Genomic DNA, 17008 nt, shown 5'->3' with positions numbered 1-17008 from the left:
TGGATTGATGACGAATATTTAAAATAACAACAATTAGTTGGCAGGGAGTGATTCGTCACTCCCTTTTTTGTACGTTAGTTGCGTTCGTATGACGCTTTCACTTTATCCTGCGCTAGAGCGATGTAAGAGACTAAATCGCGATACGCGATATCCATTTGCTCCACAATACCCACATCATGGCTGCCATCAGCGATCATTCTCAGCCCATCGTGAAGCGCCATTGCCTTAATATGGAAATATTCTAAAGGACCACCAGCCGATGCCAACTGCTTTGTTTCCTCATGGCCAGCTATCACTTGACCAAAAATCGTATCGTGTTCACCCAACGTTAGCAGTGATGCATCAAAGTCAGCGCCAATCAGTTTCGAGTGCGCAGTCGCCCACATGTTGGTGTATTGCGCGATGGCGCTTGAGGCATAGATATCGACGGTGGTGGTGTAAATCACATCAACGGTGTCAGAAGATAGCGACAAAATCGATTGGGTATCGCGGACAATATCAGAAGCACCTGTGGAAGCATCCGCGACTTGCGCTGACACCAATTCAATATTTTCACCCGCTTGGTTGGTGCTGCTTTCGATTCGCTCTACCAAACCCGAGATCTCACTGGCTGCTTCGTTCGCTCTCCCCGCCAATGAGCGCACTTCATCTGCAACCACAGCAAATCCACGTCCATGCTCACCCGCTCGAGCCGCTTCAATGGCAGCATTTAACGCAAGCAAGTTGGTTTGCTCTGAGATCTGATGAATGATGCTAATAAATTGCGTGATATCGCCGGTCAGCACTTGAAGCGCCGCGACGGTTTCTTTGCTCGCCATCGCCGATTGCGACACTTGATCCAAAGATTGGTACATCTCTTCCAATTGCTGCTGAGTACTATCAAACACACCTAGATTCGCCTGCAATTGATCACTTTGGTTGATCAGTTGGTTATTCGCCTGCTCGATATTGGCGGTGGCGCCAACAAGCTGCGAAGTGACGCTACTTAAAAACAGTCGCGAGCGCTGCTTTTGTCTTTCTAGTTGGGATTCTAGTTTGTGTATTTGCTGTTCTTTATCAGCTAACTCTTGTTGCAATTGCGCTAGTTGGCAAGCGAAGGCATCTTTCTGTTCGGTTTCAGACTGCAACTGCTGCTGGAGTTGTTGTACTTGTTTTTTTGATGCAAACATAAGACCACTTTTTGGTTCGTGCTATATTTCTCGTTATTGTTTTATAACGGTAGCATTGGTGTGGGAAATGGAAATGGCTGGAAGGGTAAGTTGTGATAGGGGGATCGTGGTATCACCCTAATAGGGTATGGACTTGAGGGGTGTTGGGTGGGTGTTTTGCGGGCAATGCGGCGGTAGCCGCTAGCCTGTAGTCCTCCCCTTAATATGGGGAGGAGCTATGGCCCGCTGCGCCTCGCTTATGTTCTAGCGAGCGAAGCTGCGGTAGCCGGAATACTTAAAAGCCTAAAAGGAATTAAGCGTCCCCTTCTTCAGCATTACGCGCTGCAGCTTCTTTAATGATCGGCTGAAGTTCACCCTTCTGGAACATCTCCATAATGATATCACAGCCGCCGATTAGCTCACCTTCAACCCATAGTTGTGGGAAAGTTGGCCATTGTGCGTATTTTGGAAGTTCAGCACGGATGTCTGGGTTTTGTAGGATGTCTACATAAGCGAATTTTTCGCCACATGCCATCAATGCCTGAGCTGCTTGAGAAGAGAAACCACAGCTTGGTAGCTTAGGTGAACCTTTCATGTAAAGAAGAATCGTGTTCTCTTCGATTTGCTGCTTAATTTTGTCGATCGTTTCCATTACGTCCTCGAAATACTTGTACTGCGAATGTGTTCACATTCTAGCGAATCGCCGGAGAATAAAAAGCACATTAATAGTGTGGTTATATCTTTGTTACTAGGTTGTGATGTAGTATACCCAAATACCTTGCAAACAAAGGTGATGTAAACAAATCATCACAATTATTTTATCACGGACTCTTTTAATAAAGTAAAAACTTGCTAAAATAGCAAGCAGTCGATCATCACATGACTCAACAATAAATATACTTGGAAGCAATCAGGGTAAAAACCCACTAATAATCAATGGAGAAGCGAGCAATGGCATTCGAACTACCAGCACTTCCTTATGCAAAAGATGCTCTAGAACCACACATCTCAGCAGAGACACTAGATTTCCACCACGGTAAGCACCACAACACTTACGTGGTTAAGCTAAACGGCCTAATTCCTGGTACTGAGTTTGAAGGTAAAACTCTAGAAGAGATCGTTAAAACATCTTCTGGTGGCGTATTCAACAACGCAGCTCAAATCTGGAACCACACGTTCTACTGGCACTGCCTAGCGCCAAACGCTGGCGGCGAACCAACAGGTGCAGTAGCAGACGCAATCAACGCAGCATTCGGTTCTTTCGAAGAGTTCAAAGCGAAGTTCACTGATTCAGCAATCAACAACTTCGGTTCTTCTTGGACTTGGCTAGTGAAGAAAGCTGACGGTTCTCTAGACATCGTTAACACGTCTAACGCAGCGACTCCACTAACAGAAGAAGGCGTAACTCCACTACTAACAGTAGACCTATGGGAACACGCTTACTACATCGATTACCGTAACGTTCGTCCAGACTACATGAATGGTTTCTGGGCACTAGTTAACTGGGCATTCGTAGAAGAAAACCTAGCTAAGTAATCCGCTCTTCCCAAGTTTCGTTTAAAGACCTGTCTCGACAGGTCTTTTTTTATTTCTAGGCTAAAGCTCCCTACTCTTTTGCCGATAAAGTCTTTGTAACGAGAGGGCTTTATGCAAATTCATCACTTAGACAAAGCAAATTTAATCAACGAACTGCAATGTGGTACGTCGCTTAATCGCGCCGTAGAACAAGGCAGACGCGCCGACTTTGCTCTAATGCTCTCTATGTTCTCACAAGACTCACGTGAAACGTCGGTAACAGAGGATGTCGATACCACCATCACCGATGAAGCAGTATTAAGAAAACGCTTTGACGTACCGACAGCTCAGAAACTGCAAGGTGAGCTTGATGACTACGCAGTGTCTGCGTCTATCGCTAAACAGTTTCATGATGGTGGCCTCTCTAGTGCGAAGCTTCAGCATTACAGCACACCAGAGCCTTTGAACTACAACCCAACTGATACCCATGGTCTTGCGGAAGAGGTGTATCACAACCTATCAGGTCATACACGACGTCAACTGGGTCAGAAATCATTGCCAAAACCGACCGTTGATGTGCTATACAACCAATTGACCACGGCTAATCGAAAAGACGCGCTATCAATTCAACTTTAGTTCCCTCACTACAACCCTCTCTTAAAGCCACATTTCTTTAGTGGTTTCTAATGTAACGCTGACCACTCTTTCTGTTTAGAATGTGATTCAATGCAAAGTTACTAATCCTTTCCGATTTATAAACACAAAAACTTGAAGTTATTCACATTTGAATCACAGTTTTTCTACCAAGTTATTACCTAAGGAATGGCATACGTAATTAGTAGCCTACTTTTTGGGGATAAACATGATCATTAAAAATTCAGTCGTGCTAGTGACATCTGCTGGTACCAGTTTAGGTGCGATGATTGCTCTGCATTTTGCTAGGCTTGGCGCCTATGTCGTTTTATGCGATGTCGACGAAAGCAATTTGACTTCAGCCTACCGACGCTGCTTAGAGGTCACTGAGCAAGTGGAAAAGGCACACGTGAGTGACCTATCGCTTCAAACCATCGAGACACTGTTTTCCTCCATCGAATCCAAACTAGGCCGAGCCCCGAACGTTCTAGTTAACCATTGGACTTCTCTACCGAAACAAACCCTAACCGGTGGGCACTCGGGCGGTAAATTCATTACCCAGTTCTCCTTACTCGCATCCAACCTGTTCTTATTCGGCCAAGTCGCCGCAGAGCGAATGTCACAGAGTCAATCAGGTGTGATTGTCAATGTGGTCGCCCAAGAGCACGACCAGTATTACAGTGATTTAGAGAACACTACGTCGATGGTGACTGGATTTACTAAGAGCTGGGCGAAAGAACTAAAGCAGCACAACATTCGAGTTGGTGGGGTGATACCTGTGAGTAGCCATCATGCCAACGGCAACTGGTCTCAGATTCAAGATGAATTAACACGGACGACAGAATACATCGTTAGTAACGACTACTTTAGCGGCCGTGTAGTAAGTGCGGAGGCCTAGGTAACTAATACGGAAGCATCCATACTCTCCTTAAACGTAAAAAGCCCCTTCATTTCTGAAGGGGCTTTGTCATTTTTCCCGTAAATTTCGTGCTAGCGAAAATCTACTACTGAATTAAGCTTCAGCTTTCTCTTTTTTAGCTTTAGCAGCTGGCTTCGCTTCTTGGTCTGCTTTCTTCTTGATAACAGTTGTACCTTCGAAAGTTTCGCCTTCAACGAATGCGTTACCGTAGTATGCCGCTTTCAGAACTTCTTTAAGCTCAGAGATTAGTGGGTAACGTGGGTTCGCACCAGTACATTGGTCATCGAACGCTTCAACCGCTAGCTCATCAAGCTTAGCTAGGAAGTCAGACTCAGCAACACCTGCAGCTTGGATAGACGTTGGGATGTCTAGGTCTTTCTTAAGCTCTTCCAACCATGCTAGTAGACGTTCAATCTTCTGAGCAGTACGGTCACCAGCTTGGCTTAGGCCTAGGTGGTCAGCAACTTCAGCGTAACGACGACGTGCTTGTGGACGGTCGTACTGAGAGAACGCAGTTTGCTTAGTTGGGTTGTCGTTCGCGTTGTAACGAACAACGTTAGAGATTAGTAGTGCGTTCGCCAGACCGTGTGGTAGGTGGAACTCAGCACCAATCTTGTGAGCCATAGAGTGACAAACACCTAGGAATGCGTTCGCGAATGCTACACCAGCGATAGTTGCTGCGTTGTGTACTTTTTCACGAGCGATTGGGTCGTTTGCACCGTTCGCGTAGCTTGAAGGTAGGTACTCTTTAAGCATCTTAAGTGCTTGTAGAGCCTGACCGTCAGAGTATTCGTTCGCTAGAACTGATACGTAAGCTTCTAGAGCGTGAGTTACTGCATCGTAACCACCGAACGCTGTTAGAGACTTAGGCATGTTCATAACAAGGTTCGCGTCAACGATAGCCATGTTAGGCGTTAGCTCGTAGTCAGCTAGTGGGTACTTAGCACCAGTCTCGTCGTCTGTAACAACTGCGAATGGAGTAACTTCAGAGCCAGTACCAGACGTTGTAGTGATACATACAAGCTCAGCTTTTTGACCCATTTTAGGGAACTTGTAGATACGTTTACGGATATCCATAAAGCGCATTGCAAGCTCTTCGAAGTGAGTTTCTGGGTGCTCGTACATTACCCACATGATCTTAGCTGCATCCATCGGAGAACCACCACCTAGAGCGATGATTACGTCTGGTTGGAAGCTTTGCATTGCTTCAGCACCTTTCTTAACAACAGATAGCGTTGGATCCGCTTCTACGTCGAAGAAAGTTTGAACTTCCATGCCTTGAGCTTTAAGTAGCTTCACTACTTCATCACTGTAACCGTTGTTGAATAGGAAGCGGTCAGTTACTAGGAATACACGCTTCTTACCTTCTAGGTCGCTCATTGCGATTGGAAGGCTACCACGACGGAAGTAGATAGACTTAGGTAGTTTGTGCCACAACATGTTTTCAGCTCGCTTCGCTACAGTTTTCTTGTTGATTAGGTGCTTAGGACCTACGTTCTCAGAGATAGAGTTACCACCCCAAGAACCACAACCTAGAGTTAGAGAAGGCGCTACGTTGAAGTTGTAAAGGTCACCGATACCACCGTGAGTAGTTGGGATGTTTACAAGGATACGTGCAGTCTTCATCTTGTCACCGAAGTAACGGATGCGATCAGCGTTTACGTCTTGGTTAGTGTATAGACCAGATGTGTGACCGATACCACCGATTTCAACCATAGTTACCGCTTGAGCAACAGCATCTTCGAAATCGTCAGCGCGGAATAGACCTAGAGTTGGAGATAGTTTCTCGTGAGCAAATGCGTCGTCGATCGATACTTTACCTAGACCTTCACCAACTAGAACTTTAGTGTCAGCTGGAACTTTAACGCCTGCCATCTCAGCGATTGCTGGAGCTGGTTGACCTACGATCTTAGCGTTTAGGTTGCCGTCGATTAGAAGCACTTTACGTACTTTCTCAGCTTCAGCTTTGTTTAGAACGTATGCTTTGTGAGAAGCGAAACGCTCTTTAACTTCGTCGTATACAGAATCAACAACGATTGCAGCCTGCTCAGAAGCACAAACTACGCCGTTATCGAACGTTTTAGACATAAGGATAGAAGCAACTGCACGTTTAACGTCGGCAGTCTCGTCGATAACTACAGGAACGTTACCTGCACCTACACCGATTGCTGGCTTACCAGAAGAGTAAGCTGCTTTAACCATGCCTGGACCACCAGTTGCAAGGATAAGCGCGATGTCGTTGTGCTTCATAAGAGCGTTAGAAAGCTCTACAGATGGTTGGTCGATCCAACCGATGATGTCTTTTGGAGCACCCGCTGCTACTGCTGCGTCTAGTACTAGTTTCGCTGCGTCGTTAGTAGAGTTCTTCGCACGTGGGTGTGGCGAGAAGATGATACCGTTACGAGTCTTCAAAGAGATTAGAGATTTGAAGATTGCAGTAGAAGTTGGGTTAGTTGTTGGAACGATACCGCAGATGATGCCTACAGGCTCAGCGATAGTCATTGTGCCTAGGTTGTCGTCTTCTTCAAGAATGCCACACGTCTTTTCATCTTTGTATTTGTTGTAAATAAACTCAGATGCAAAGTGGTTCTTGATTACTTTGTCTTCAACGATACCCATACCAGACTCTTCAACCGCTTGCTGTGCAAGTGGGATACGAGCTTGGTTAGCTGCTAGAGACGCTGCGCGGAAAATCTTGTCAACTTGCTCTTGAGAGTAAGTTGCAAATTCTGCTTGTGCCGCTTTAACGCGTGCAACCATTGCATCTAGTTCAGCCATATTTGTTACAGGCATAAGGAATCTCCTAAAATAAAAAAACTAAAAACTTTTTAGTAAGTTAGCGACTTCTGCTAATGAATCTCTTAACTACAGATCAACTCTACTTAGTAAACTGCTTTCAGAGCTGAGTATAATCTTTCACGGTTTGAAAAAAATTGACTCAGATCAGTTCTGAAAAGTAATTTACCTACATAGTAGTAACCCCAAAGAGTTTCTCGACGTAAGGTGTTGTTTTTAAAGGTGTTACTCAGGTGAAATACTAAGATTAAAAAAACACCGATCGGCATTTTTTTTTCATAACCTCAGCCAATTGTGTAAAAAAGTTTCACTTTTGTACCAGAAAAACAAGTAAACCGTCGCTCTCGTGCTACTAAGTATATGTAGATGACATTGATTTCTTTCAACCCATGACATAAAAATAATCAAAATTAGACGAATGCAACACTTTGGCAACAAAAAGGTATGTTACCCAAGTTGTGGCACGAACTTTTCTTTCATATCCCATTCACATTTCCCCACCATACTGACCGGCTAATTCACTAGTGTTATACGTCAAAAATAGTCGTCAAGTTTTAGTCGATTCTCTTCCCACAATGTCGTACATTAGCCGCACTTTTTACCCGGGCATAGATGCCTTGCATTGTGTCCCTCTTCTATCATCGAGATTCGTCTATGAGTAGCATCGAATTTGCAATCTATTTGCAGTTTTTCTTAGGTTTGGTCGCTGCGGTAAACCCTGTTGGGATCATGCCAATTTTTGTGTCTTTAACCAGCCACATGTCTCCAGAAGACAAGAACAAAACGGCGGCGACGGCCAATATTGCCGTTACCGTTATTCTCATCACCTCATTGCTGGCAGGTCAGATACTTTTAGATATGTTCAGTATTTCTCTCGATTCGTTCCGTGTTGCGGGCGGCTTACTGCTTCTTAGCATCGCCTTTTCGATGATGTCAGGTAAGCTCGGTGAAGATAAACAGAACAAACAAGAAAAGTCGGAGTACGTCAGTAAAGAGCAGATTGGTGTTGTGCCCCTAGCCATGCCTTTGATGGCAGGTCCTGGTGCAATCAGTTCGACCATAGTTTATGGCGCTCGTTATCCGGGGATGGTTGAAACCGTTGGCATCATTATAAGCATCATCGTCTTTGCGCTTTGCTCATGGTTGCTTTATCGCTCTGCCCCGCTCATTGTTCGCTTCTTAGGTCAAACGGGTATCAACGTGATCACGCGTATCATGGGTCTGATCCTTGGTGCATTGGGTATTGAGTTTATGGCAAACGGCCTAAAAGCACTTTTCCCGGGGCTAGCTTAAACAGGTCAGTTGATTTCCCTTTCCTATTTTGGCTCTCAAGCACCTTGTCTTTGAGGTGCTTGAGTTTCTCGTCTTAGCACTAAAGTCCTCTCCCGGCTCAAGTAAGACAACACTTCACGTAGCAAAACTGCCCCTTGGCGCATCTTGGGTATATACTAGCCATATCGAAGGCTTAATGACTCTTGCTATGGAAAACAACCGCTTAAAGCACAAGCTCTACATCATCATCTTTGGTCATCACACCCGTGCGGGTAGAATTTTTGATATTGCTCTTATCATTGCCATCCTGGTTTCGTTGATGGTGTTGGTTCTGCACTCTATCGAGGGAATAGCTACAGAGTGGGATCGCACCTTTGTGATGCTCGAGTATTTCTTTACAGCACTGTTTACAATTGAATACTTGTTACGTCTGTACTGCTCACCAAAGCCTAAAGCATACGCCAGCAGCTTTTACGGGGTTGTAGACTTGCTGTCGATCCTACCGACCTACTTGGCTCTGCTTTTCCCTTCAGCGACGTTTATGGGAGTTATACGTCTGCTTCGCGTGATGCGAATCTTCCGTATCCTCAAGTTGGTAAGGTACCTACAAGACTCTAATATCTTGTTGCGTTCGCTGTTAATGTCGCGCCGCAAGATATTCGTATTTTTTAGCACGGTAGCCATATTGGTGACCATTTTTGGCGCGCTTATTTTTGTAATCGAAGGGCCCGAGAACGGGTTTACAAGCATCCCACAGAGTATCTATTGGGCCATTGTGACCATTACTACTGTCGGCTACGGTGATTTGGTGCCAAGCACACCACTTGGTAAAGGACTTGCTTCGCTGACAATGCTGCTTGGTTACTCCATCCTTGCAGTTCCGACCGGGATCATTACCGCCGAACTCAATCAAGAAATGAAAACTCATCGAAATTTGGTGAAATGCCCAAACTGCTCTAAGTCGGGTCACGAAAGTGATGCGCTGCACTGCAAGCATTGCGGTAGTGAATTGGCGACACCTGACAAAAGAGTTGTTGACGTCGATTCTGAAGATTAAAAAATAGTAGAGACTAAAAAGCCCTCTGAAGAGGGCTTTTCCACATTTGGATTGAGAGGACTAAAAAATTAACCTTTCTTCTCAGCCAAGATAATGCGCAATGTACGACGCAGTGGCTCTGCCGCGCCCCACAATAGCTGGTCACCCACGGTGAATGCGTTTAGGAAATCGTTACCCATCGCCATTTTTCTTAGACGGCCAACAGGGATAGACATAGTACCTGTGACTTTAGCAGGCGTTAGCTCTTGAGCTGTGATGTCGCGATCGTTTGGAATCACTTTCACCCAATCGTTATGCGTTGCGATGATTTCTTCAATTTCATCCATTGGCACATCTTGCTTAAGCTTGATAGTCAGCGCTTGAGCGTGACAACGCATCGCACCGATACGTACACAAGTGCCATCAATCGCGATTGGGCTGTCTTGCAAGCCTAAGATCTTGTTCGCTTCAACGCCGGCTTTCCATTCTTCTTTACTCTGACCGTTTTCACGCTTCACATCGATCCATGGGATCAGCGAGCCTGCTAGAGGGACACCGAATTGATCCGTTGGGAACGAAGAAGAACGGATAGTTTCAGCCACTTTACGGTCGATATCGAGGATAGAGCTTGCCGGGTTTGCCAGTTCAGACGTCACACAGTCGTTCACCACACCCATTTGAGAGATAAGCTCACGCATATTCTTAGCACCAGCACCCGAAGCTGCTTGGTAAGTCATCGCACTCATCCACTCAACCATGCCTTTCTCGTAAAGGCCGCCAAGACCAAGAAGCATCAAGCTAACGGTACAGTTACCACCAACAAAGGTATTCGTGCCTTTGATAAGACCGTCTTGGATTTGGCCAAGGTTCACAGGGTCTAGGGTAATGATTGAATCTTTGTCCATACGGAGAGTAGAAGCCGCATCAATCCAGTACCCTTTCCAACCAGCTTGGCGAAGTGCTGGGTACACCTTCTCAGTGTAGCTACCACCTTGACAGGTAATCACTGCGTCTAGTTGTTTTAGGCTTTCAATATCAAAAGCGTCTTGCAGAAGGCTAGCATCCTTACCAAAGTTTGGTGCAGGGATGCCAATTTGAGATGTGCTGTAGAATACGGGCTCGATGACATCAAAGTCTTTTTCTTCGACCATGCGTTGCATTAGTACCGAACCTACCATGCCACGCCAACCGACTAAACCTACTCTCATTGAATTACTCTCCGTGTGAATTGAAATAAAGGCTCCCCCATCTATAAAATTTTCCGAGCCATAACACAAGAGCTAATTCACAAATTAAAGCAACTTTTTTCACAAACCCAACCAGTTCGCCCGCCATATTCGTTCGACGCGTAATAAAAAAGCTCCTTTCGGAGCCTTTTTACTATTAGCTTGTTATTTTGGTTTCTTTTCTCAACTGAGCCCTTTTCCCTAGTGCATAACCAAGCCCTAATGGAGCAAAGAAAATCACCAAAATGAACAAAATAAAGTAGACAATCGTGCTCTTAATCAACTGAACGAGCTTTTCTATTGCAAGAGTCAAGACATCTTGAGATATTTTGTCGAGATCTTGAGCAAACAACTGCCGTTCGCTGTTTACGATGACCGCAATTTCTTTACGCTCACGCTCAATCATCTTGATAAACTCTTCACGCTCACGAACTACCATGTCGTCCAGCGCCTGTCGTTCTGCGCTAAGCTGAGTCAGCTTGTCCTGAGTTTTCACCTCTAAGTCGTTGAGCAGCGGTTGAAGTTCAAGCGCCATCATTTGGGCCAAATCGCGCATGTACTCTGGATTATTTTCTACAAAGTCCTTAAACGCGTCCGCACTGATTTGGAAGCTCTTTATCGCTCCGCGAATATCGTCCCCGTTCACGTTACTATTTAGTGCAATAAGCTGCGCTTTCCATGTCATCAGTTTTGGGGTCTGCTCCGACATCAACGACAATCTGTCCGACACATCAGAAAGCGCTTCTGGCATGGTACCAAGAGTCGTGGCCACTTCACTTTCATCAATACCCTGCGCTTTCAGCCACTCGCGGTAAGCGGGTGCGCGAGCGAAGCTCAAATTTTCAAACGGGTGTAACGCTGCAAATTGCTCGACAAACGCTTTTGTAGTGCCATAGCTATCCGATTTAAACAACGATTTAGCCAGTTGGTCGATTTCTTGACTCAGCTTCGTTGCAGTTTGAATCGCTTCTTCGGTGACAAATAACGTTTTACCATTACCCTTGGTGAAAAATTGCTCCATTTGGACCGTAAATACCCAAGTATCGATAAGACCTGCGGTAGGAGACACTTGATAGGCCGCCTGCCCTAGCCCTTCTTCAGCGTGAATCTTCCAAAGTAAGATGTGGGATTGATTGACAATGTCAGTTTCGTCGTATTTCGCCGCCAAAGAGTCAGATGTGGCTTCAATTTGAGTGAAAAACTCACGGCTAAATTCACGCGTCATAAGACGCATGTTGAGTTCTTGCTTCGTCAACGGTGTGGTTTGGCTATCGATCTGAATTTCCAATAATGAACAGCCAGAAATTAGCGATATAAAGAACAGTAGAAGTGCGCAGCGCAAGCGATGCAGTGGTTTCATTGTAAGCCTCAACGTCGAATAGTAGCGATACTCAAGTGACTTCAACCACAACATGAAGCCACTTGTTCGTATAACATCGCCACTATAAATCACCCTAGTAAAATTCACGTTAACTATTGATATTTATAGTCTAAATTTCGCGATTTACTAGACGTTATTGTTGGCTTTGCTTTGTGATGTAGTCTTCAGCCGACACAATCGCTTGGTTAAGGTGCTGCTCAAGATTTTCAATCGCTTCGGGCTCTATGGCCTGGTTCTGTTTTAATTGTAGCTCCGCAGTGATTGCCGTTTGACGAAGCTGCTCAGCAAAGATACTACCCGACACCCCTTTAAGGGTATGGGCAACACGGGTTGCTTGGTCAATATCGCTCTCAACAAGGGTGCGAAGTTTGTTGGCATCTTGGCGATGTTCAGAAACAAAAACACCAAGCAGGAGTAGCATTGATTCTTTATCCCCATCCAAAGTATTGAGCATTTCAGAAAATTGAATCGGTTCGTCGTCCGAAATACTCTTCAATGGCTGCGATGCGACTGTGTCACTGACAACTTCCAGTTTTACACGCTCTATTTCATTGACTGGCTCCTGCTGTGAGTCAGACTGTTGATCGTCATCTGATGACGTGCTTTTTTCAGGTAGCACCGTTGATCTTTCATTGGATCGAGTTTCGTTAGTTTCTTGGGAGTTCTGAGTCTCACTCGTCTCCTTATCGAACGCTAAGCTATTACTCGTGACTGTTAATAGTGGCTCAGGCTGCTTTTTGTAACTACAAAGCAATAAACAAGCTATCGCCACTAAACTAACCAAGACGACTATCAGCACTTGTCTATTCACTACACGCTCTGATTGCATTTCACGAAGTGACAGCTCTGTCATGACGGGATGATTCACCACACGCTCGACCAAAAATTCGGTGTTTGCGGCTTGTGACAACAGCACCGACGCTTGAGAGTTGAGTTCTAGAACATGCACTCGGTCGCTGCCGGAGAGGCCATAAGCTTCGCGCTGAATGTCTTCAAGTTTTAAGTACACCTGACGCGGCTCTACTGTGTCGTTAAATAATGTATCCAACACCACAGCTGAGAGCCGGTCACTGAGCGAATTCGCCTCATAGCTTAACTGTGTTGGTTTGGCATTAATGCTGGCTATGAAGTTGTCCATTCGCGCTTCATCTTGTGCCAAAAGCTGAGCTTGCTCCACAAAACGCTCAAGCAAATAAACAGTATGAGAAACATCAGAGAGCAGATCTGATTGAGTCAGTGATTTCAACTGTACGGTTTGCGCGTGTATTAGCTGTATTTCAAGCTCGAGTTGCTCAGAAAAACGTGAGCGATATGGCTGGGCTAAAAACAAGGTTTGTCTTAGTTTGTCGATACTGAAGGAAATCTCGTCAATGAGGTGAGTGATTTTCTCTTCCTGCGACGAAATATACACCACAGTAGTCACGGCAATAGACCAGAGCAGCACCACAGCTACAGCAAAGCTATTCAGACGTTTTAGTATATTCAACCGTCGTTCCCTCTCAACAACAATAAGGCTTATCCATGCCTTTTTGAACTTGTAAAAAAGCGCTACATGGTAGCGCTTTATTCTGCTTAACGATTTCGAGTCAGTTGATCTCTTAGATTCGGCGGTGTGCCTTTAATCGTAAGAGTATCGGTATCTGGATCGTAAAACACACGCTCACCAAGTAGCAGGCTATCAAAACTAAGATTCAGTCCGCCACCCGCACCAACAAACTTTGTGAGCTTGCGTACAGTCGAGCGATCTGCTGGAAAACTTTCTTCCAATTCATAGCCTTGTTCTTGAGTGTAATCTAAAAAGCTTGAACCTTCATTGCTAGGTAGCTCACCAGAAAGCTCTTTGATTTGCACTTCATCACCCGTTTTAAGCTGATCGTTGCAGTAGTCGTAGACCTGCTTTTTATAGGTAACGGTTTCATCTTTATCGAGCTGAGCATCAGCGCAATAGTCTTCTACCGCTTGCATCAATAAGGTGTTTTGCTTCTTAGTGTCCAGCCCCACTTCGGCTTGCAAAAAGTCTAGGAAGAAGTCCGCTACTTTGCGTCCAACACGACCTTTAATGTAGGTAAGGTAACGATTTGAACCTTTGTCTAAATCGTAGCTGGTTAAGTCGATACGCGCCGCGATATCCATTTTGGCAATATCAAGATAATCGATAGAACCGATGTTCAAACCTTCCGTCACTTGCAAGCTGTTGTAAGATGGCAGCAAGCCAATAAACAGATAATCCGTAGCTAGCGATTGATACTGAGCCATGACCAATGTTCCCGCTTCTGCAAATGGGTACTTCGCAAGCTCGGTTTTTAGGCGTTCGGCACTTTGCTGAGAGAAGCTGTAAAAGTCTTTTTCACCTTTTAAAAGCTCGCTTAGCCAAATTTGAAAGTCGCTCTCACTGGTAAAGGAACCAAATCCTTTTCCCGCTTTCGAATTAAACACACGATGCAATTCAGCCACTAAGGTTTCGGTTGAATTGTCGTTGTGCAACATCGCTTCGCGATACTGAACGACTAGCTCTTCCTGCTCATTTATCGCTAACTGGTGTAAAATAACGTTAGATAGGTTCAAACTCATTGTGAATTTATCATGGTTGCTGTTTCGTTTGTGATGCAGAGTAGGGTATCATAAGCCGCTTTCATTATCATTAGCAGAGTCTTTATGCCAATTACATCTAAATATACCGACCAACAAGTTGAAGACATCCTTGCCGAGGTTGCCGCTGTTCTAGACAAGCACGGTGCAAGCGCTGAACTTTCACTGATGATTGCAGGTAATATCGCAACCAATGTCTTAAATCAAAACGTTGCTCCTTCACAACGCCAAGCAATTGCGGAAAAATTCTCTAAAGCTTTGATTTCATCATTAGAAACTAAAGATCAACACTAATCTTTACAACGGATAGATTACACGGCAGATGGTAGATAGCGAAAATTCATACGGAGAAAAGGTCTCCCGCCTCGTGGGCTGGGGTCACTGGTTTGCGTTCTTTAATATAATTGCGGCAATGCTCATCGGTACCCGCTATATCGCCTCTTCTCCGTGGCCTGATACATTGCTGGGACAGTTCTACTTGTTCGCGTCGTGGATCGGCCACTTTGGCTTTTTGGTGTTTGCCCTCTATCTGTTGGTGCTGTTTCCGCTGACTTTTATTGTTCCCTCGCGAAAACTGTTTCGATTGATTTCGGTGTGTTTTGCCACATTTGGCCTCACTGTCCTATTAATTGACACCCAGGCCTATCAAACCATCAATCTACACTTATCCCCGGTGGTTTGGGATCTGCTATTTAGCGACGAAAACAGCGCCATTAGTTCAGATTTACAGCACCTGTTCATTGTCCTGCCACCGATTTTCTTAGCCGAGCTCGCGCTTGCTGAGTGGGTTTGGCGTAAGCAGCGCAAACTGTCTCACAAACACATTGGCCGCCCCCTAGCGGCACTGTTTTTTGTGTGCTTTATTGCCAGCCACCTGATTTTTATTTGGGCGGATGCATTCTTCTATAACCCTGTTACTGTGCAAAAAGCCAACTTCCCGCTCTCCTACCCAATGACCGCAAAGTCATTTATGGAAAAGCATGGCTTACTAGACAGAGAAGAATACCTACAGAAGCTCAAAAATAACGAAGGCTCTGCGGATTTAGTGCGCTACCCACTAACAGAGATTGAGTTCAATCGCCGCTCTGAGAACCTAAACGTGTTAATTGTCAGTATTAACAACCTGCGCGGTGACATGCTCAACCCAGAGACTATGCCTGTTGCGTATGGGTTTGCACTCAACAATCAAAACTTCATTAACCATTACAGCTCGAGCAATGACGACTTCGGCGCGTTTGGTTTAATGTACGGTCTACCAAGCAGCTATGCGGGCAGTATCAAGTCTCAGGGAACTGAACCTCTACTCATGTCAGTCCTAGCCAATCAAGGTTACCGATTTGAACTCTATAGTGGCGATAACTTTGAAGATGACCTCTACAGCGAAACCATCTTTAGAAAGTTCCCGATGATTGATTTGACTGCAACAAAGTCAGAGACGCTGGATAAAACCATCTCAGACAACGCAGCCATTGAACAGTGGAGTGATGCCATCATTAATGACTCAAGCCAACCATGGTTTGGCTTTATCGAGTTAACCACGGTGGATAACTTCAGTGATTACCAACCACAACGCGATGCACAATCTGCAGAAGAGCGCTTTGTGAGTGCCTACTCTGCCGCTGCAACCGCTGCTGATGCCGAGTTTGGTAAGATCCTGCAAACGCTAGTTGACCAAGACTTGCTAGACAGCACCATTGTGGTTTTGACATCAAACCACGGCACCGAGTTTAACGAAACAAAAACTCGAAGCTGGGGCTCGAACACCAACTACAGCCAATATCAACTGCGTGTGCCTATGGTTATTCATTGGCCAGGAAAGCTTGCTGCCGACTATGGACATATGACAAGCCACCTCGATCTTGCTGCCACAATTTTGGAAGATCTAAGCGGTGTGTCCAGCAATGCGAGGCACTTCAGCAGCGGACGTAACCTGTTTGATGAAAGAAAACGTAAGTGGATCATCGCAGGTGATACAAGAGAGCTAGCGCTGGTGACTGAAAATGACACCACGGTCGTCGACAAGTTTGGTAACTACAGCCTGTATGACAAAGATTACAATAAGCTGGATAACAAGAATCCGAAGCTTCCTATCTTGATGCAAGGCTTCACTGAGCTGCAACGTTTCTACGCTAAAAGTCAGTAAATCAAGCAGTTAATCACATTAATTGCCCTTGACCAGTAAAACGCTCTGGTTTAGATTAATCCCATCGGACTGTAGCGCAGCTTGGTAGCGCACCGTCATGGGGTGTCGGGGGTCGCAAGTTCAAATCTTGTCAGTCCGACCATATTCAAGCCCTAAGACTCGTCTTAGGGCTTTTTACTACTTAAATGTGTAGTTTTTAGACACCCAAACCCTTATTTTTACTGTTTGCTTATAAATAAAGCAAACAGTAAAAATAAGGGTTTACAAACAGTAAGATGCCCATTATTATGCGCATCAACACGGAGAGATGGCTGAGTGGTCGAAAGCACCGGTCTTGAAAACCGGCAACC

Annotated in this window: 14 protein-coding genes and 1 tRNA gene; 8 read left to right on the top strand and 7 right to left on the bottom strand. The window is 45.2% G+C overall.

The genetic code is table 11. The features are described from left to right. Window positions 1-74: 74 nt before the first annotated feature. Window positions 75-818 carry a methyl-accepting chemotaxis protein gene (locus ACJB0T_RS16185; RefSeq protein WP_479292209.1) on the bottom strand — a complete coding sequence of 248 codons (744 nt, stop codon included), beginning with the start codon at window positions 816-818 and terminating at the stop codon, window positions 75-77. 643 nt (window positions 819-1461) lie between these two features. After that, a complete protein-coding gene (locus tag ACJB0T_RS16180) occupies window positions 1462-1800 on the bottom strand; it encodes a Grx4 family monothiol glutaredoxin (protein WP_479289195.1) in 339 nt (112 codons plus the stop codon). 299 nt (window positions 1801-2099) lie between these two features. Between ACJB0T_RS16180 and sodB the strand changes: the two genes are divergently transcribed. The 3 genes from sodB to ACJB0T_RS16165 all read left to right on the top strand — a co-directional run bounded on the left by sodB (window position 2100) and on the right by ACJB0T_RS16165 (window position 4194). Beyond that, complete coding sequence (sodB, locus tag ACJB0T_RS16175; RefSeq protein WP_042499104.1) at window positions 2100-2684, top strand: superoxide dismutase [Fe]; 585 nt, start codon at window positions 2100-2102, stop codon at window positions 2682-2684. Window positions 2685-2795: 111 nt separating this feature from the next. Then, the gene (locus ACJB0T_RS16170) at window positions 2796-3299 is read left to right on the top strand and encodes a VC2046/SO_2500 family protein (RefSeq protein WP_479289193.1); all 504 of its coding nucleotides are present in this window, start codon (window positions 2796-2798) and stop codon (window positions 3297-3299) included. A 226-nt stretch (window positions 3300-3525) separates the two neighbouring features. After that, the gene (locus tag ACJB0T_RS16165) at window positions 3526-4194 is read left to right on the top strand and encodes an SDR family oxidoreductase (protein WP_479289191.1); all 669 of its coding nucleotides are present in this window, start codon (window positions 3526-3528) and stop codon (window positions 4192-4194) included. Between the two features lie 114 nt (window positions 4195-4308). Here ACJB0T_RS16165 and adhE read toward each other — a convergent pair whose 3' ends face one another. Further along, complete coding sequence (gene adhE / locus ACJB0T_RS16160; RefSeq protein ID WP_479289188.1) at window positions 4309-7008, bottom strand: bifunctional acetaldehyde-CoA/alcohol dehydrogenase; 2700 nt, start codon at window positions 7006-7008, stop codon at window positions 4309-4311. Window positions 7009-7665: 657 nt separating this feature from the next. Here adhE and ACJB0T_RS16155 point away from each other — a divergent pair. Then, window positions 7666-8304 carry a YchE family NAAT transporter gene (locus ACJB0T_RS16155; protein WP_479289186.1) on the top strand — a complete coding sequence of 213 codons (639 nt, stop codon included), beginning with the start codon at window positions 7666-7668 and terminating at the stop codon, window positions 8302-8304. 187 nt (window positions 8305-8491) lie between these two features. Continuing rightward, complete coding sequence (locus tag ACJB0T_RS16150; RefSeq protein ID WP_479292208.1) at window positions 8492-9340, top strand: ion transporter; 849 nt, start codon at window positions 8492-8494, stop codon at window positions 9338-9340. A 68-nt stretch (window positions 9341-9408) separates the two neighbouring features. Here ACJB0T_RS16150 and asd read toward each other — a convergent pair whose 3' ends face one another. The 4 genes from asd to yejK form a co-directional block, all read right to left on the bottom strand. Then, on the bottom strand, window positions 9409-10527 hold the full coding sequence (gene asd / locus ACJB0T_RS16145; protein WP_479289184.1) for an aspartate-semialdehyde dehydrogenase: 1119 nt from the start codon (window positions 10525-10527) through the stop codon (window positions 9409-9411). Between the two features lie 175 nt (window positions 10528-10702). Continuing rightward, window positions 10703-11905 (bottom strand): chemotaxis protein, encoded by a 1203-nt coding sequence (locus ACJB0T_RS16140; protein WP_479289182.1) that lies wholly within the window; start codon window positions 11903-11905, stop codon window positions 10703-10705. 154 nt (window positions 11906-12059) lie between these two features. Beyond that, window positions 12060-13412, bottom strand: a complete 1353-nt coding sequence (locus ACJB0T_RS16135) for an Hpt domain-containing protein (RefSeq protein ID WP_479289180.1) — start codon at window positions 13410-13412, stop codon at window positions 12060-12062. An 86-nt stretch (window positions 13413-13498) separates the two neighbouring features. Next, window positions 13499-14497 (bottom strand): nucleoid-associated protein YejK, encoded by a 999-nt coding sequence (gene yejK / locus ACJB0T_RS16130; RefSeq protein ID WP_479289179.1) that lies wholly within the window; start codon window positions 14495-14497, stop codon window positions 13499-13501. A gap of 84 nt (window positions 14498-14581) precedes the next feature. Here yejK and ACJB0T_RS16125 point away from each other — a divergent pair, with 84 nt between their 5' ends. The 3 genes from ACJB0T_RS16125 (at window position 14582) to ACJB0T_RS16115 (ending at window position 16800) form a co-directional block, all read left to right on the top strand. Beyond that, complete coding sequence (locus ACJB0T_RS16125; RefSeq protein WP_042474173.1) at window positions 14582-14809, top strand: YejL family protein; 228 nt, start codon at window positions 14582-14584, stop codon at window positions 14807-14809. A 28-nt stretch (window positions 14810-14837) separates the two neighbouring features. Further along, window positions 14838-16658 (top strand): DUF3413 domain-containing protein, encoded by a 1821-nt coding sequence (locus tag ACJB0T_RS16120; protein WP_479289176.1) that lies wholly within the window; start codon window positions 14838-14840, stop codon window positions 16656-16658. A gap of 65 nt (window positions 16659-16723) precedes the next feature. After that, window positions 16724-16800: transfer RNA gene (locus ACJB0T_RS16115), tRNA-Pro, on the top strand. Window positions 16801-17008 lie beyond the last annotated feature (208 nt).

The sequence above is a fragment of the Vibrio sp. CB1-5 genome, from assembly GCF_059412285.1.
This window is presented reverse-complemented; position numbering and strand designations above follow the sequence as displayed.

Excerpts from the sequence above, each read along its gene's own strand:
- ACJB0T_RS16150 (WP_479292208.1), top strand. The coding sequence starts at position 8,492 with ATGGAAAACAACCGCTTAAAGCACAAGCTCTACATCATCATCTTTGGT.
- ACJB0T_RS16155 (WP_479289186.1), top strand. The coding sequence starts at position 7,666 with ATGAGTAGCATCGAATTTGCAATCTATTTGCAGTTTTTCTTAGGTTTG.
- ACJB0T_RS16140 (WP_479289182.1), bottom strand. The coding sequence starts at position 11,905 with ATGAAACCACTGCATCGCTTGCGCTGCGCACTTCTACTGTTCTTTATA.
- ACJB0T_RS16165 (WP_479289191.1), top strand. The coding sequence starts at position 3,526 with ATGATCATTAAAAATTCAGTCGTGCTAGTGACATCTGCTGGTACCAGT.
- adhE (WP_479289188.1), bottom strand. The coding sequence starts at position 7,008 with ATGCCTGTAACAAATATGGCTGAACTAGATGCAATGGTTGCACGCGTT.
- ACJB0T_RS16120 (WP_479289176.1), top strand. The coding sequence starts at position 14,838 with ATGGTAGATAGCGAAAATTCATACGGAGAAAAGGTCTCCCGCCTCGTG.
- yejK (WP_479289179.1), bottom strand. The coding sequence starts at position 14,497 with ATGAGTTTGAACCTATCTAACGTTATTTTACACCAGTTAGCGATAAAT.
- sodB (WP_042499104.1), top strand. The coding sequence starts at position 2,100 with ATGGCATTCGAACTACCAGCACTTCCTTATGCAAAAGATGCTCTAGAA.
- ACJB0T_RS16185 (WP_479292209.1), bottom strand. The coding sequence starts at position 818 with ATGGCGAGCAAAGAAACCGTCGCGGCGCTTCAAGTGCTGACCGGCGAT.
- asd (WP_479289184.1), bottom strand. The coding sequence starts at position 10,527 with ATGAGAGTAGGTTTAGTCGGTTGGCGTGGCATGGTAGGTTCGGTACTA.
- ACJB0T_RS16180 (WP_479289195.1), bottom strand. The coding sequence starts at position 1,800 with ATGGAAACGATCGACAAAATTAAGCAGCAAATCGAAGAGAACACGATT.
- ACJB0T_RS16125 (WP_042474173.1), top strand. The coding sequence starts at position 14,582 with ATGCCAATTACATCTAAATATACCGACCAACAAGTTGAAGACATCCTT.
- ACJB0T_RS16170 (WP_479289193.1), top strand. The coding sequence starts at position 2,796 with ATGCAAATTCATCACTTAGACAAAGCAAATTTAATCAACGAACTGCAA.